This is a genomic window from Streptomyces sp. NPDC007264 (genome assembly GCF_042869095.1).
Lineage (GTDB): Bacteria > Actinomycetota > Actinomycetes > Streptomycetales > Streptomycetaceae > Streptomyces.
On sequence record NZ_JBIAFD010000007.1, the window covers coordinates 59,161 to 72,656 of the forward strand.

Annotated in this window: 18 protein-coding genes; 9 read left to right on the top strand and 9 right to left on the bottom strand. The window is 71.5% G+C overall.

The window, feature by feature from the left end; genetic code table 11:
- Nucleotides 1–5 precede the first annotated feature (5 nt).
- Nucleotides 6–962: a methylmalonyl Co-A mutase-associated GTPase MeaB gene (gene meaB / locus ACFYMU_RS13715; protein ID WP_388372340.1), complete on the top strand. Its 957-nt coding sequence runs from the start codon at nt 6–8 to the stop codon at nt 960–962.
- Between the two features lie 158 nt (nt 963–1,120).
- On the opposite strand, the gene ACFYMU_RS13720 is transcribed toward meaB, so the two are convergent.
- From ACFYMU_RS13720 to ACFYMU_RS13750, 7 genes are all read right to left on the bottom strand, one after another.
- On the bottom strand, nt 1,121–1,303 hold the full coding sequence (locus ACFYMU_RS13720; protein ID WP_388372341.1) for a DUF397 domain-containing protein: 183 nt from the start codon (nt 1,301–1,303) through the stop codon (nt 1,121–1,123).
- Between the two features lie 30 nt (nt 1,304–1,333).
- Nucleotides 1,334–1,513, bottom strand: coding sequence for a DUF397 domain-containing protein (locus ACFYMU_RS13725; protein WP_388372343.1), 180 nt, complete (start codon nt 1,511–1,513; stop codon nt 1,334–1,336).
- Nucleotides 1,510–2,331 carry a helix-turn-helix domain-containing protein gene (locus tag ACFYMU_RS13730; protein WP_388372345.1) on the bottom strand — a complete coding sequence of 274 codons (822 nt, stop codon included), beginning with the start codon at nt 2,329–2,331 and terminating at the stop codon, nt 1,510–1,512. The genes ACFYMU_RS13725 and ACFYMU_RS13730 overlap by 4 nt, the downstream gene beginning before the upstream one ends.
- Before the next feature lie 212 nt (nt 2,332–2,543).
- A complete protein-coding gene (locus tag ACFYMU_RS13735; protein WP_388372347.1) occupies nt 2,544–3,020 on the bottom strand; it encodes a MarR family winged helix-turn-helix transcriptional regulator in 477 nt (158 codons plus the stop codon).
- Between the two features lie 92 nt (nt 3,021–3,112).
- Nucleotides 3,113–3,910, bottom strand: a complete 798-nt coding sequence (locus ACFYMU_RS13740) for an AIM24 family protein (RefSeq protein WP_388372349.1) — start codon at nt 3,908–3,910, stop codon at nt 3,113–3,115.
- Nucleotides 3,907–4,557 carry an AIM24 family protein gene (locus ACFYMU_RS13745; protein WP_388372351.1) on the bottom strand — a complete coding sequence of 217 codons (651 nt, stop codon included), beginning with the start codon at nt 4,555–4,557 and terminating at the stop codon, nt 3,907–3,909. Before ACFYMU_RS13745 ends, ACFYMU_RS13740 begins: the two co-directional genes overlap by 4 nt.
- Before the next feature lie 2 nt (nt 4,558–4,559).
- A complete protein-coding gene (locus ACFYMU_RS13750; RefSeq protein WP_388372896.1) occupies nt 4,560–5,192 on the bottom strand; it encodes an AIM24 family protein in 633 nt (210 codons plus the stop codon).
- A gap of 216 nt (nt 5,193–5,408) precedes the next feature.
- Between ACFYMU_RS13750 and ACFYMU_RS13755 the strand changes: the two genes are divergently transcribed.
- The 8 genes from ACFYMU_RS13755 to ACFYMU_RS13790 all read left to right on the top strand — a co-directional run bounded on the left by ACFYMU_RS13755 (nt 5,409) and on the right by ACFYMU_RS13790 (nt 11,161).
- Complete coding sequence (locus tag ACFYMU_RS13755; protein WP_388372353.1) at nt 5,409–5,753, top strand: DUF3817 domain-containing protein; 345 nt, start codon at nt 5,409–5,411, stop codon at nt 5,751–5,753.
- Complete coding sequence (locus ACFYMU_RS13760; protein WP_388372354.1) at nt 5,750–6,043, top strand: MTH1187 family thiamine-binding protein; 294 nt, start codon at nt 5,750–5,752, stop codon at nt 6,041–6,043. The genes ACFYMU_RS13755 and ACFYMU_RS13760 overlap by 4 nt, the downstream gene beginning before the upstream one ends.
- 201 nt (nt 6,044–6,244) lie before the next feature.
- Nucleotides 6,245–7,000: a hypothetical protein gene (locus ACFYMU_RS13765; protein ID WP_388372356.1), complete on the top strand. Its 756-nt coding sequence runs from the start codon at nt 6,245–6,247 to the stop codon at nt 6,998–7,000.
- On the top strand, nt 6,997–7,677 hold the full coding sequence (locus ACFYMU_RS13770) for a DUF4166 domain-containing protein (protein ID WP_388372357.1): 681 nt from the start codon (nt 6,997–6,999) through the stop codon (nt 7,675–7,677). The genes ACFYMU_RS13765 and ACFYMU_RS13770 overlap by 4 nt, the downstream gene beginning before the upstream one ends.
- Nucleotides 7,674–8,306 carry a TetR/AcrR family transcriptional regulator gene (locus tag ACFYMU_RS13775; RefSeq protein WP_388372359.1) on the top strand — a complete coding sequence of 211 codons (633 nt, stop codon included), beginning with the start codon at nt 7,674–7,676 and terminating at the stop codon, nt 8,304–8,306. The genes ACFYMU_RS13770 and ACFYMU_RS13775 overlap by 4 nt, the downstream gene beginning before the upstream one ends.
- A gap of 158 nt (nt 8,307–8,464) precedes the next feature.
- Entirely contained in the window at nt 8,465–8,974 is a 510-nt protein-coding gene (locus ACFYMU_RS13780; protein WP_388372361.1) for a MarR family winged helix-turn-helix transcriptional regulator, read from the top strand.
- 64 nt (nt 8,975–9,038) lie between these two features.
- Complete coding sequence (locus tag ACFYMU_RS13785; protein ID WP_388372363.1) at nt 9,039–9,377, top strand: DUF3817 domain-containing protein; 339 nt, start codon at nt 9,039–9,041, stop codon at nt 9,375–9,377.
- Nucleotides 9,378–9,460: 83 nt separating this feature from the next.
- Nucleotides 9,461–11,161, top strand: a complete 1,701-nt coding sequence (locus ACFYMU_RS13790; RefSeq protein ID WP_388372365.1) for a methylmalonyl-CoA mutase — start codon at nt 9,461–9,463, stop codon at nt 11,159–11,161.
- Between the two features lie 117 nt (nt 11,162–11,278).
- Here the strand turns inward: ACFYMU_RS13790 and ACFYMU_RS13795 are convergent, their stop codons facing one another.
- Complete coding sequence (locus ACFYMU_RS13795) at nt 11,279–12,451, bottom strand: DUF3103 family protein (protein WP_388372367.1); 1,173 nt, start codon at nt 12,449–12,451, stop codon at nt 11,279–11,281.
- Nucleotides 12,452–12,667: 216 nt separating this feature from the next.
- The gene (locus ACFYMU_RS13800; protein ID WP_388372369.1) at nt 12,668–13,288 is read right to left on the bottom strand and encodes a TetR/AcrR family transcriptional regulator; all 621 of its coding nucleotides are present in this window, start codon (nt 13,286–13,288) and stop codon (nt 12,668–12,670) included.
- Between the last annotated feature and the right edge of the window lie 208 nt (nt 13,289–13,496).

Genomic DNA, 13,496 nt, shown 5'->3' on the forward strand with positions numbered 1-13,496 from the left:
CTGTGATGCAGGACGTCTCCTCGCTGGTCGCCCAGGCCAGGGAAGGCAGGCCACGAGCCGTGGCCCGGCTGATCTCCCTGGTCGAGGGGGCGTCCCCACAGCTCAGGGAGGTCATGGCGGCGCTCGCGCCGCTGACCGGCGGAGCCTATGTGGTGGGCCTGACCGGCTCACCGGGCGTCGGCAAGTCGACGTCCACATCGGCCCTCGTCACGGCCTACCGCAAGCAGGGCAAGCGGGTCGGCGTCCTGGCCGTCGACCCGTCCTCGCCCTTCTCCGGCGGAGCGCTGCTCGGCGACCGGGTGCGCATGTCGGAGCACGCGTCGGACCCCGGCGTGTACATCCGCTCGATGGCGACGCGCGGGCACCTGGGCGGCCTCGCCTGGGCCGCACCGCAGGCGATCCGGGTGCTGGACGCCGCGGGCTGCGACGTGGTCCTGGTGGAGACGGTCGGCGTCGGCCAGTCGGAGGTCGAGATCGCCTCCCAGGCGGACACCTCCGTCGTCCTGCTGGCCCCGGGGATGGGCGACGGCATCCAGGCCGCGAAGGCGGGCATCCTGGAGATCGGTGACGTGTACATCGTCAACAAGGCCGACCGCGACGGCGCGGACGCGACCGCGCGCGAGCTGAACCACATGCTGGGCCTGGGGGAGTCCCGTGCCCCGGGCGACTGGCGCCCGCCGATCGTGAAGACGGTCGCGGCGCGCGGCGAGGGCGTCGACGAGGTCGTCGAGGCGCTGGAGAAGCACCGGGCGTGGATGGAGGAGCACGGGGTGCTGACCGAGCGCCGGCGGGCCCGTGCCGCCCACGAGGTCGAGACGATCGCGGTGACCGCCCTGCGGGAGCGGATCGGCGACCTGCACGGCGACCGGCGGCTGGACGCGCTGGCGGAGCGGATCGTGGCGGGACGGCTGGATCCGTACCGTGCGGCCGACGAACTCGTGGCCGGGCTGACGCGGAGCTGACGCCCGGCCCGGCGCGGGCAGGGACGGGAGATCCGCGGACCCGTCCCGCTCACGCCCTCGGAAGAGCCTCGCCGGGGCCTCCCGGGGCGGGACCGGTCCGCCGATCACCGTGGTGCCGTCCGACGCGCGGTGCCCGCACGACCGCGGGCGCCCCGCTGCTACCTCACGTACCCGAGGAATCCGGCCCAGGCGGAGGCGGAGACCGCGAGGTGTGGCCCGTGCTGCTCCTTGGAGTCACGGACGTGCACGGTTCCGGGGGTGTGGGCGACTTCCACGCAGTCGTCGCCCTCGGATCCGCTGTGGCTGCTCTTGAACCAGTTCAGCTCGCTGTCGGTGCTCATAGCGCTCCCGTCGGCCCGCGTCGCCCGCTGCTACCTCACGTAGCCGAGGAATCCGGCCCAGGCGGAGGCGGAGACCGCGAGGTGTGGCCCGTGCTGCTCCTTGGAGTCACGGACGTGCACGGTGCCGGGGGCGTGGGCGACTTCCACGCAGCTGTCGCCCTCGGATCCGCTGTGGCTGCTCTTGAACCAGTTCAGCTCGCTGTCGGTCATGGCGCTCCTCGCATCCGCCGCAACAACTCCCCCGAGTCCGCAGGGGACAGGGCCTGGGAGCGCATCCTGGCATAGCGCATCTGCATGACGCTCACCGCTTCCCGGTCGGAAATGAGTTGGCCGGTCTTCTGCCCCTCCGCGTAGCCGAGCCACTGGCGCTCGGGGGTCTCCAGCAGTTGCATGGGCCCGTCGGTGCCCGCGTGGTGCGGCTGCCGCAGCGGCATGATCTGTAGCTCCACGTGCCACAGTTCGGTGCAGGCGAGGAGATGGCCGAGCAGCTCACGGGTCACCTCCTCGCCCCCCGTGTGCCGCAGCAGCACCGACTCCTCGACGATGAAGCTGAACGCGACCGGCGGCTCCCGGTGCAGCAGTTCCTGCCGCACCCGCCGTGCGGCGAGACGCTGTTCGAGCTGTTCCGCGGTGGGCGGCGGCGGCACGTCGAGCATGACCGCCCGGGTGTACGCCTCGGTCTGCAGCAGTCCCGGCACCACCCGGCACTCGTAGGTGCACAGCCCGACGGCCGTCTCCTCCAGGTGCGCCCACTCCCGGAACCAGACCGCCAGCCCCCGCTGCCGCCCGAGGTGCCGGACCATGGCCCGCAGCACCCCCAGCGCCTCCAGTACCTCCTCCGCCCGCTCGACGAACTGCGCGGTCGGCATCCGCCGCCCCTGCTCCACCGAAGCGACCGACGCGTGCGAGTAGTCGAGCCGCTCGGCGAGCTGCTCCTGATTCAACAGGGCCCGTTCCCGGAACACCTTCAGTGCGGCTCCGAACGCCTTGAGACTGTCGGACGGTTCGAGCGTGCTGCCGTTCGCCATGGACGACGCCCCCCTTGTCGCGCTTGCGGCCCACCGTGCACCGGGCACAACCGCGCGACGACCGGGCGGGGTTACGGCTGGGGTCCCGCCGGGACCCGTACAAGCGGATGTGTACGGGCCGCGGCCCCGCCGGAGCACCCGAGGCGCGGGCCGGCGCGGGCCGGCGCGGGCACGGGCCGTCGTCCCGCGCGCCCGCGCCGCTGGAGCGAGAGCTAGAGCTTGCCCCGCTGCCCCCGCAGATGCTCGGCGATCGGCCGCAGCGACTTGTGCAGCTGCTCCAGGTCGTCGGGAGACAGCAGGTCGATGAAGTGGCGCCGCACGGACGCCACATGGTGGGGCGCGACCTTCTGCATCGTCTCCATGCCGTGTTGCGTCAGGACCGCGTACAGACCCCGGCGGTCGGACTCGCAGTTCTCGCGGCGTACCAGATCGGCGTTCTCCATGCGCGTGATCTGGTGCGACAGCCGGCTCTTGGACTGGAGGGTGGCGGCCGCGAGGTCGCTCATCCGCATCCGTACGCCCTCCGACTCCGAGAGGTTCACCAGGATCTCGTAGTCGTTCATTGTCAGGCCGAACGGCTGCAGGTCCCTTTCGAGCTGGTACGTCAACAGCCTGTTGACCTCCAGGTGGGTGCGCCAGGCGCACTGCTCCGCATCGGTCAGCCAGCGCGTGGCCGTCTCGGTCTCCATGAATGAAGTCTACCTAAAAGGTTGAATGGCGAACTAGTACGGGTGGTGTGACAGTGCGCACGCGTTCGACGTCACACTCCGCAGACTACCGCTCACAGACCGAAGCGACGCTGGAGGTCCCCCAGCTGTCCGGGAAGGCGCGGTGTCCCCGGCTGCCCTCCCTGGTGGCCGGGCACCCCGCCGCCACCCGGTACGCCGGGCTCCTGCGGGACCGCTCCCGTGGCCTGCTCCGCCATGAGCGTCTCCGAGGACTGGAGCAGCACCGTGCCCGCTCCGACGAACTCGAACTGGTGCTCCTCCCCGGAGGCCCCTCCGAGACCCGTCATCGCACGTAGACCGCCCCATACGCCCGTCAGGTACCCATGGTCGTAGTGGTGGCACGGGGAGGGGCAGTCGGCCCAGCCGACCAGGGCCTGCGGGTCCACCCGGATCGGGGGTTCCATGAACACCACCGGACCGTTGGACGCGGCCACGAACTTGCCGGTCCCGATCAGCGTCAGGAAGCCGGGAATGATCGACTGCTTGAGCGAGAGACTTGGCTGAAAAGCGAGGAGGTTGCCCGAGCGAATGGTCAGATTGCCTTCGTCCAAGTCGTAGGAATTCACGTCGAAGGCCCGGTCGGCCAGCAGCATCTTGCCCGAGCCCTCCGCCACCACCCAGTCGCTCGCGTGCAGTGGCGAATGAAAAGACGTGCGGACGAGACGGTCGAGGCGGCCGTGCCCGACGCCGTTGAACTCCATCGAGCCGTAGTAGGCGATCATCTTGCCCTTCTGCAGGAACCACTGGCTCCCCTTCAGCTCCACGCAGAAGGTGTACTTGTTCACGTTGTCGTCGGCCGGCAGGGTCATCGGGTCGTGGATGACGGGGCCGGCGCCCGGGTAGGTGGTCACAGCTTCTCCTCCGACGCCTGGACGTACACCACACCACTGCCGCTCAGCTCCAGCTGGAACGCCTCGCCGGAGCCCCGGCCGACCATGTCGCGCCAGCCGAGCGCCGTGGACAGCTTGTTGCGCACGTCGCCGTGGTGCGCGACGTACGCCTGCGGATCCACGTGGACCGGGCGCTGCGGGGTGATCGGCACCTCGAAGACACCGCCGTGCGCCATGACGGCGACCGCGCCGTGCCCCTTGAGGGTGGTCGTGAACAGCCCCTGGCCGGTGACCTGGCCGCGGACCATGCCCATGACGCCGCCCTGCGAGCCCATGAACATGGTCCCCTGCTGCAGGGTGCCCTCGAAGGCGAGCAGGCGGTCCGCCTCCACGTACAGCGTGTCGCCGGTGAGGGCGATCACCTGGATGTGGTGGCCGCCGTGCCCGAACAGCACCGTGCCGTTGCCCTCGACCGTCATCAGCGGTGTCGCCTCGTTCGCGACGCGGCGGCCGATCATCGACATGAGGCCGCCCTGGCCGCCCTGGACGTTGGGGGTGAAGGAGACCTCGCCCTGGTAGGCGAGCATCGCGCCCCGCTGGCTGTACAGCCGCTGTCCGGGCACCACCGTCGCCTCGATCATCTTCGCGTTCACTTCGCGGAAGCCCATGATCAGAGGTCCCCCGCGATCGTGTTGCGCTCGCTGGGCTGGACGTAGACCAGTCCGTCCCCCTCGAAGCGGATCTGGAACGCCTCGCCACCGCCCTCGCCGAGCAGTGTGCGGAACGTCACCCCGGACTGGAACGACTGGCGCAGGTTTCCCTGGTGCGCGATGTACGCGCCCGGGTCGACGGTCAGCGGGTACTGCGCGCTCACCCGGAGCACCACGGCGGGGCCGTCCGACATGATCGCCGCCTGGCCGTGGCCCTCGACCGTGGTGGTGAACAGGCCGTTGCCCTGGGAGGCGCCGCGCAGACCGGTGAACGTCGTGCCCGTGCGCAGGCCGGCGTCCGTCGCGAGCAGGTTGCTCGACTCGACGTACAGTTTGTCCCCCTGAAGGTTCACGAGGTTGATCTCGGAGGCCCGGTCGGCGAACCAGCAGGTCCCCTGACCCCTCACCTCCATCACGGTCATCTGCTCGCCGGTGAGTCGCCGGGTCACCATTCCCCGGATCCCCTCACCGCCGCCGCTGAGTTTCTTGAAGGCCATCTGCCCGTCGTACGCGACCATGGAGCCGTTCTTCGCCTTCACGGCGTCCCCGGTCATGTCGACGGCCAGCACCTTGCTGCCTTGGAGTCGGAACATCGCCACGGGGTGACGGTAACCGCCGGGCGGGCGGAGCGGACAGATACCAGGGGTGGATCCCTGCCCGGACCGGACCCTCAGGGGTGTCCGGGCGGCGTCGCGAGGGCGCGCCGCCCGGACACCCCTGCCCCGTCGGGCGGGCGCCGGATGGCACAATGGCCGGGTTCTTGTGCCTGCGTTCACAAGGCGTCGACGATCCCCCACCGAAGGTGACCCGTGGACATAAAGACCGCCACCGCCCTCCGCCGGCTCCGCCTGGTCTCGGCCCCCGAGGCCGTCTCCTTCCTGCTGCTGCTCGTCTGCTCGGTGCTCAAGCGCACCACGGACTTCGACGCGGTCCCCGTGATGGGCTCGATCCACGGGGTCCTGTTCATCCTGTACGTGGTCTTCTGGGCGGACGCCTGGAACCGCGCCAAGTGGAGCGTGCGGACCGCCGCCGTCTACTTCCTCCTCTCCGTGCTGCCCACCGGCGGCTTCTTCGCCGAGCGCAGGCTGCGCCGTGAGGCCGAGGACGCCGTCATCGCCGCCCGCGCCCGCAAGGAAGGGATCGTGAACGCGTGATCGTCGCGTTTTCCGTGACGCCGCTGGGCGTCGGCGAGGATGTGGGAGAGTACGTCGCCGACGCCGTCCGGGTCGTGCGGGAGTCGGGTCTGCCGAACCGTACCGATGCGATGTTCACCTCGGTCGAGGGCGAGTGGGACGAGGTGATGGCCGTCGTGAAGCGGGCCGTCGCGGCGGTCGAGGCGCGCGCGCCGCGGGTCTCCCTCGTCCTGAAGGCGGACATCCGCCCCGGTGTGACGGACGGCCTCACCTCGAAGGTGGCGACGGTGGAGCGGTATCTGTCGGACTGACCCGCGGTCGGCGACGGCGCGCCGCGGCACCGAACCCCGGTCATGAGGGCCGGGGTTCCGTCATGTCCGGGTACCCCCGCGGCCCGGCCCCGCTGCCGGTCGGCAGGCCCCGGGGTTTGAGCGACCGCTCAACCCTCCTGTAGAGTCAGGGCACTTGCTTGAGCGGTCGCTCAAAGAGGCCATTGACACGGGGGATTCGCAATGGGGCTCTACATAGAGGCGCACATACGCGGCGACGTCGACGAACTGTGGGCACGGACCCAGGACCCGGCGCAACACCGGCGCTGGGACCTCCGCTTCACCGAGATCGACCTGCTTCCGCGCGCGGCGGGTGAACCGCAGCGCTTCCGGTACGCCACGCGCGTCCTGCCCTTCCTGACGGTCTCCGGCACCGGGGTGTCGGCCGGCGAGAGAACGCGGCCGGACGGCACGCGCACCTCCGCGCTGCGCTTCTCCTCCCCCCACCCGCTGTCCCTGCTCGCCGAGGGGAGCGGCTACTGGCGCTACGTCCCCGACGGCGACGGCGTCCGCTTCCTCACCGGCTACGACTACCGGCCGCGCTGGGGCCGCCTGGGCGCCCTCGCGGACCGGTTCTTCTTCCGCCCGCTGATGGGCTGGGCGACCGCCTGGTCCTTCGACCGGCTGCGGCTGTGGCTGGAGCGGGGGATCACCCCCGAGCGGGCCCGGCTGAACTGGCTGGCCGAGCTGGCGGTGCGGACGCTCGTCGTCACCGTCGCCTGCACGGGCCTCGGCATGGTGGACTCCGCCGGCCGCCTGTTCGGCCCCCTGACGTCGTCCCTGGCGTACCTGTGCCCGCTGCTGCTGCTCGTCGCCGTCTCGCTGGCCCTGTTCGCCGCGCCCTCGCCGCACACCCCGGCGGCGCGCCGCTGCCTGCGCACCCCGCCCACGCGCGCCTGCACCCCGCGTCTCCTCGCGACCCTGGAGGGGCAGTCATGACCTCGATCTTCCGGCAGGTGATGGGCGCCGGCTTCGAGCGGCTGCACCCGCAGCTGCGACGCCGCTTCTCGGTGGGCCTGGCCGGCGGCGAGGCGTGCGTCGGGCGCGGGGTGATGGACCGCATCTGGCACGGCGGGCGGTGGGTGAAACCGTTCCTGGCGCTCGGCGGCACCCGCCACATCCTCGTCCCCGAGGAGGGGCGCGACGTTCCCTTCACCATCGAGAACGTGCCGTACCGGGACACCTTCGGGCGGGAGACGGTGACCTTCGTGCGCACCTTCCGCCTGCCCGGCCGCGCACGCCGCTTCGACGCGCAGATGGTGCTGAGCCCGAAGGGCGACCGGATCCTGGACTATCTGGGCACGCACCAGCACCTTGCGAGCGACCTGCACTTCCGGGCGGAGCCGGACGGGTCGCTGCTGATCCGTTCCGGCGAACACCGCTTCCGGGAGGGGCCGGTGGACGTGCGGGTGCCCGGCCTGATCGGCGGGGAGGCGGAGGTGCGGGAGTCGTTCGACGAGTCCTCGGGGCGCTTCCGGATCCGGGTGCGGGTGGTGAACCGGTACGCCGGGCCGCTGTTCGGCTACGAGGGCTCCTTCACCGCCTCGTACGCGGACGTCGGCGCGTGCGGGGTGCGCCCCGGGCTGCGGCCGGTGCGGGAGGAGGCGAGAGCGTGAGCGGGGCGACCAAGGCCAAATTACTGGAGGGGGCGTTGCGGACGCTCACCGAGCAGGGGATCGCCAGGACCTCGGCGCGTACGATCGCGGCGGCCGCCGGGGTCAACCAGGCGCTGGTCTTCTACCACTTCGGCTCGGTGGACGAACTGCTGGCGGCGGCGTGCCGGTACGGGACCGAGCAGCGGGTGGCGCGCTACCGGGACCGGCTCGACCGGATCGGCTCGCTCGCCGAGCTCCTGGCGTTCGGGCGGGAGATGCACGAGGAGGAGAAGGCGGCGGGGCAGGTGGCGGTGCTCGGCCAGCTGCTGGCCGGGGCGCAGACCCATCCCCGTCTGGCGTCGGCGGCGGCGGCGGGCATCGAGCTGTGGATCGCGGAGATCGAGCAGGTGCTGGTGCGGGCACTGGCGGCGACGCCGCTGGCCGGGTTCGCCGACGCCGGGGGGCTCGCCCGCGCGGTGTCGGCGTCCTTCGTCGGGATCGAGCTCTACGAGGGGGTCGACGCCCAGGGGGCGCGCTCGGCGCTGGGCGCCCTGGACCAGCTGGCGTCGCTCGTGACGGCGCTGGACGACCTGGGCCCGGTGGCCGGGCGAGCGGTCCGCCACGCACTGCGACGGGCGTCGCGGCCCTAGTGCCCGTACCTCCCGCCCCGGCCGCGGCGCCGGGGTGTGGTCCGCCGGGCCGTGGAGGTGCGGCGGACGGCGGTGGTGGCGACCGGGGCGCGGTCAGGGGGCGACCGAAAGGCGAGACAGGGCTGACCACCATGTGACCGGCCGGTAAGGTCGGATCCGTGCCGAAGCCCCTCAGTCTCTCCTTCGACCCCATCGCCCGCGCCGACGAGCACTGGAAGCAGCGGTGGGGGAGCGTGCCGTCCATGGCCGCGATCACCTCGATCATGCGGGCCCAGCAGATCCTGCTCGGCGAGCTGGACGCGGTCGTGAAACCGTACGGACTGACCTTCGCGCGGTACGAGGCGCTGGTGCTGCTCACCTTCTCCAAGGCGGGGGAGCTGCCGATGTCCAAGATCGGCGAGCGGCTCATGGTGCACCCCACGTCCGTCACGAACACGGTCGACCGCCTCGTGCGGTCCGGCCTCGTCGCCAAGCGGCCCAACCCCCATGACGGCCGCGGCACCCTCGCCTCCATCACCGACAAGGGCCGCGAGGTCTGCGACGCGGCCACCCGGGACCTGATGGCGATGGACTTCGGGCTCGGCGTGTACGACGCGGAGGAATGCGCGGAGATCTTCGCGATGCTGCGTCCGCTGCGCGTCGCCGCGGGCGACTTCGAACCGGAGTAGCCGCGCCACGCGTCGCGCCGGGGCGCCCGAAGATCCCCCCAAAACGACGGTTACGCTCGTAGCCATGAAAAAGAGCGTGCTGACCCGCTACCGCGTGATGGCCTACGTCACCGGTGTGCTGCTGGTCCTGCTGACCCTCGGTGTGATCGCCAAGTACGTGCTGGACGTGAACGGCGCCGCGGACTTCACCCGCGTCGTCGGCATCGCGCACGGCTGGCTCTACGTCCTCTACCTGGTCGTCGCCTTCGACCTCGGCTCCAAGGCGAAGTGGCCGGTCGGCAAGCAGCTGTGGGTGCTGCTGGCGGGGACGATTCCCACGGCGGCCTTCTTCGTGGAGCGCGGGGTCAGCCGCGAGCTGGAGGCCAGGATCGCGGACGCGGAGCCCGCGGTCGCCAAGGCCTGAGAACCGGTTCGCACCGCCGTACGACGACGCGTACGGCGGTCTGCCGTCGACATGTACTAGGACGTCCTAGTAAATTCGAGGGTATGGACGCTGAAGCGATCGAGGAGGGCCGCCGCCGCTGGCAGGCCCGCTACGACGCCTCCCGCAAGCGAGAGGCGGACTTCACCACGCTCTCGGGTGACCCCGTGGAGCCGGTCTACGGACCGCGGCCCGGCGATGCCTACGAGGGCTTCGAACGCATCGGCTGGCCGGGTGAGTACCCGTACACTCGCGGTCTGTACCCGACCGGCTACCGAGGGCGCACCTGGACGATCCGCCAGTTCGCCGGGTTCGGCAACGCCGAGCAGACGAACGAGCGCTACAAGATGATCCTGGAGGCCGGAGGCGGCGGCCTCAGCGTCGCCTTCGACATGCCGACCCTCATGGGCCGCGACTCCGACGACCCCCGCTCCCTCGGCGAGGTCGGGCACTGCGGTGTCGCGATCGACTCGGCGGCGGACATGGAGGTGCTGTTCAAGGACATTCCGCTGGGCGACGTCACGACGTCCATGACGATCAGCGGTCCCGCCGTGCCCGTCTTCTGCATGTACCTGGTCGCCGCCGAACGGCAGGGCGTCGATCCGGCCGTGCTGAACGGCACGCTGCAGACCGACATCTTCAAGGAGTACATCGCCCAGAAGGAGTGGCTCTTCCAGCCCGAGCCGCACCTGCGGCTGATAGGCGACCTGATGGAGCACTGCGCGGCCGGCATCCCCGCCTACAAGCCGCTGTCCGTCTCCGGCTACCACATCCGGGAGGCGGGCGCGACAGCCGCCCAGGAACTGGCGTACACCCTGGCGGACGGGTTCGGATACGTGGAACTGGGGCTCAGCCGCGGGCTCGACGTGGACGTCTTCGCCCCGGGGCTGTCCTTCTTCTTCGACGCGCACGTCGACTTCTTCGAGGAGATCGCCAAGTTCCGGGCGGCTCGCCGCATCTGGGCGCGCTGGCTGCGCGACGTGTACGGGGCCAGGAGCGAGAAGGCCCAGTGGCTGCGCTTCCACACACAGACCGCCGGTGTCTCGCTGACCGCGCAGCAGCCGTACAACAACGTGGTGCGCACCGCGGTGGAGGCGCTGGCGGCGGTGCTGGGCGGGACGAACTCCCTGCACACCAACGCGCTGGACGAGACGCTGGCGCTGCCGAGCGAACAGGCGGCGGAGATCGCGCTGCGGACCCAGCAGGTGCTCATGGAGGAGACCGGGGTCGCCAATGTCGCCGATCCGCTGGGCGGTTCGTGGTACGTGGAGCAGCTGACGGACCGGATCGAGGCGGACGCGGAGAAGATCTTCGACCAGATCAAGGAGCGGGGCCTGCGGGCGCATCCCGACGGGCAGCACCCCATCGGGCCGATGACCTCCGGGATCCTGCGGGGCATCGAGGACGGCTGGTTCACGGGCGAGATCGCGGAGTCCGCGTTCCGCTACCAGCAGGCGCTGGAGAAGGGCGACAAGAGGGTGGTGGGCGTGAACGTCCACACCGGGTCGGTCACCGGGGACCTGGAGATCCTGCGGGTCAGCCACGAGGTGGAGCGGGAGCAGGTGCGGGTGCTGGGCGAGCGGAGGGCGGCGCGCGACGACGCGGCCGTGCGCTGGGCGCTGGACGCGATGCTCGCCGCCGCACGCGACGGATCGAACATGATCGGGCCGATGCTGGACGCCGTCAGGGCCGAGGCGACGCTCGGAGAGATCTGCGGGGCGCTGCGGGACGAGTGGGGCGGCTACGTCGAACCCGCGCAGTTCTGACGGCCGCACACGAGGGGGCCGGCGGGAACCCGTCCCGCCGGCCCGTTCCGTTCCGGTGCCCTTCCGGTGCCCTTCCGGTGCCCTTCCGGTGCCGTGCCGTGCGCGCTCCGGTGAGCCTCAGAACTGCTGTACGAAGTAGGGCTCCACGGTCATCCAGCCGTTGCCCCGGGCGCCGTTGCGGGTGCCGTTGTCGTTCTGGGCCAGGGTGTACCAGGAGTCGGCGTAGTCCGGGTCGTCCGTCCACCAGTCGTTCGGCATGGCGTCCAGGACCGCGTTCACCAGGGGGATGTAGACGCCCTGGTCGGCGATGGTGAGCAGGGCCGTCGCGATGGCCTTGGCGAGGTCGCGGTAGTTGGTGCTGCCGTCCTCCTCCATCATCACGGCGTCGGCCAGGTCGTACTTGTAGTTCGACCAGTTGACCAGGATCTGGTTCGGCCGGTAGACCGTGTGGTCGTTGTCCAGGTACGGCATGTCGACGGGGTCGACGCGGACCTTGCCGTCCTGCCCGAAGCCGGTGACCAGGGTGTAGATCTCGGCGTCGCCCTTGACCCAGGGCTCCTCGTCGTCCTGGAGCTCCACCGCGGTGATGCGGGTGGTCCAGAAGCCGGCGGCGGCCGTCCCCGCCTGCGCGCGGCGGGCGGGTGCCTGCTCCCTCGCCGGGGAGGGGGCGGCGGAGGCCACGCCGTTCCGGCCGAACTCCCGCCGCATGACGTCCAGACCGGCCGCCAGCGCCTTGGAGCCGTCGATGTCGACGACGTACACGGGGTGCGAGGGCGCCGTGCGGGCGTCGAGCGTGTGGGCGCGGCCGCGGCCGTCGTAGGCGGTGACCGTCGCGGCGTCGTCGTCCGAGGCGGCCGCGGCGACCCACGGGGCGGTCCCCGCGGACAGCGCGGCGCGCATGGAGGGGGCCCCGAGCCGCAGCCGCAGCAGGGACCCCACGCCGGCGTCCAGGCCCTTCGCCGCGGCGATCCGGCGGTCGGCCCGGGCCAGAGCGGCCTTCAGGGTGCCGCCGGCCCGGCCGGCCAGCGCGGTGACGGGCACCTCGTCGGAGGCGAGTACGGCGGTTCGCACCCGGGCGCGCCACGCGGAGTCGGAGAGCGAGCCGGCTATCGCGCGGGCGGCCTGGTCCTCCGCCGCGGAGACCGGGGACGGGGACGAGGACGCGGGGGTGGGGGCGGGCGCGGCGGCTGTGGCCGGCAGGGCGCCGAGGGCCTGGCCGGCGCACAGGGCCAGCAGGGATGCCGCGAGGGCGGCGACGGCACGGTGCCGTCGGGTGTGGCGGGGTCTCACGTGGATCGATCCTCCCGGGAGCGAGTGGTCGAGGACGCACTGTCGGTGGGGTGGTGCCGGGACGAACCTGCGACGGACAGCACGCGGATCCGTGCGGATCCGTGCGGATCCCCTGAAGATCCGTGCGGAGTCACCAGGGATCTATGCGAGTAGATTTCTGCCGTCCATCATGACGGTGACATGTCACCCCGACAAGGGTTCGGTACCGGTGTGCCGTCAGGCGACGGCCGACGCGAGCCCGCCGAGCAGCACCGTCGTGAACCGCCGGGCCCACTCCTCGTCCACGGGTTCGGCGCTCACCAGCGTGCGGTGGACCACCGCGCCCGCCACCATGTCGAAGATCAGGCCGACGGTGCGGTCGGCGTCCTCGGGGCCCGTGTCGGCGGGCAGTTCGCCGCGCGCCGTCGCGCGCGCCCGGCCCTCCAGGACCAGACGCTTCTGGCGGTCGACGATCGAGGCGCGGATGCGTTCGCGCAGCGCCGCGTCCCGGGTCGACTCCGCCACGACCGCCATCAGGCCGCTCCTGGCCTCCGGGCGGTCGAGGATGGCCGCGAACTGCAGCACCACGCCCTCGATGTCCGCGGCCAGGCTGCCCCGGTCGGGCACTTCCAGTTCGTCGAAGAGGGCCGCCACCGCGTCCACCACGAGTTCGTTCTTGCCCGCCCAGCGGCGGTAGAGCGTCGTCTTCGCGACGTTCGCCCGCGTCGCCACGTCCTGCAGGGTGAGTTTCGACCAGCCCAGCTCGACCAGCGCCTCCCGCGTCGCCGCCAGGATCGCTGCGTTCGCGGTGGCGCTGCGCGGGCGCCCCGTGCGGGGGGCGGGAGTGCTGTCATGCATGGCAGTGACGATAACCGGCCGCTCCGGTGGCCATATCCGTACGTCGTGTGAAGTCGTGAGGGAGATCACCGGGGTTCCGGTCGCGGCGATCCGCGGAGGCGGTTACGCTACGACCCGTAGCGAAAGCGTGGGCGCCGCCCCGGGTGGCGCGTGCGCGAGCGACGACCACGGGCGCCGGGTGGGGACCCGACGTGGCACGCGACCCGGG

What these genes read in the sequence shown, in the direction of transcription:
- meaB (WP_388372340.1), top strand. Translation starts at nt 6, where the DNA reads ATGCAGGACGTCTCCTCGCTGGTCGCCCAGGCCAGGGAAGGCAGGCCA.
- ACFYMU_RS13720 (WP_388372341.1), bottom strand. Translation starts at nt 1,303, where the DNA reads ATGAGCACCGACAGCGAGCTGAACTGGTTCAAGAGCAGCCACAGCGGA.
- ACFYMU_RS13725 (WP_388372343.1), bottom strand. Translation starts at nt 1,513, where the DNA reads ATGACCGACAGCGAGCTGAACTGGTTCAAGAGCAGCCACAGCGGATCC.
- ACFYMU_RS13730 (WP_388372345.1), bottom strand. Translation starts at nt 2,331, where the DNA reads ATGGCGAACGGCAGCACGCTCGAACCGTCCGACAGTCTCAAGGCGTTC.
- ACFYMU_RS13735 (WP_388372347.1), bottom strand. Translation starts at nt 3,020, where the DNA reads ATGGAGACCGAGACGGCCACGCGCTGGCTGACCGATGCGGAGCAGTGC.
- ACFYMU_RS13745 (WP_388372351.1), bottom strand. Translation starts at nt 4,557, where the DNA reads ATGGGCTTCCGCGAAGTGAACGCGAAGATGATCGAGGCGACGGTGGTG.
- ACFYMU_RS13750 (WP_388372896.1), bottom strand. Translation starts at nt 5,192, where the DNA reads ATGTTCCGACTCCAAGGCAGCAAGGTGCTGGCCGTCGACATGACCGGG.
- ACFYMU_RS13765 (WP_388372356.1), top strand. Translation starts at nt 6,245, where the DNA reads ATGGGGCTCTACATAGAGGCGCACATACGCGGCGACGTCGACGAACTG.
- ACFYMU_RS13770 (WP_388372357.1), top strand. Translation starts at nt 6,997, where the DNA reads ATGACCTCGATCTTCCGGCAGGTGATGGGCGCCGGCTTCGAGCGGCTG.
- ACFYMU_RS13785 (WP_388372363.1), top strand. Translation starts at nt 9,039, where the DNA reads ATGAAAAAGAGCGTGCTGACCCGCTACCGCGTGATGGCCTACGTCACC.
- ACFYMU_RS13790 (WP_388372365.1), top strand. Translation starts at nt 9,461, where the DNA reads ATGGACGCTGAAGCGATCGAGGAGGGCCGCCGCCGCTGGCAGGCCCGC.
- ACFYMU_RS13800 (WP_388372369.1), bottom strand. Translation starts at nt 13,288, where the DNA reads ATGCATGACAGCACTCCCGCCCCCCGCACGGGGCGCCCGCGCAGCGCC.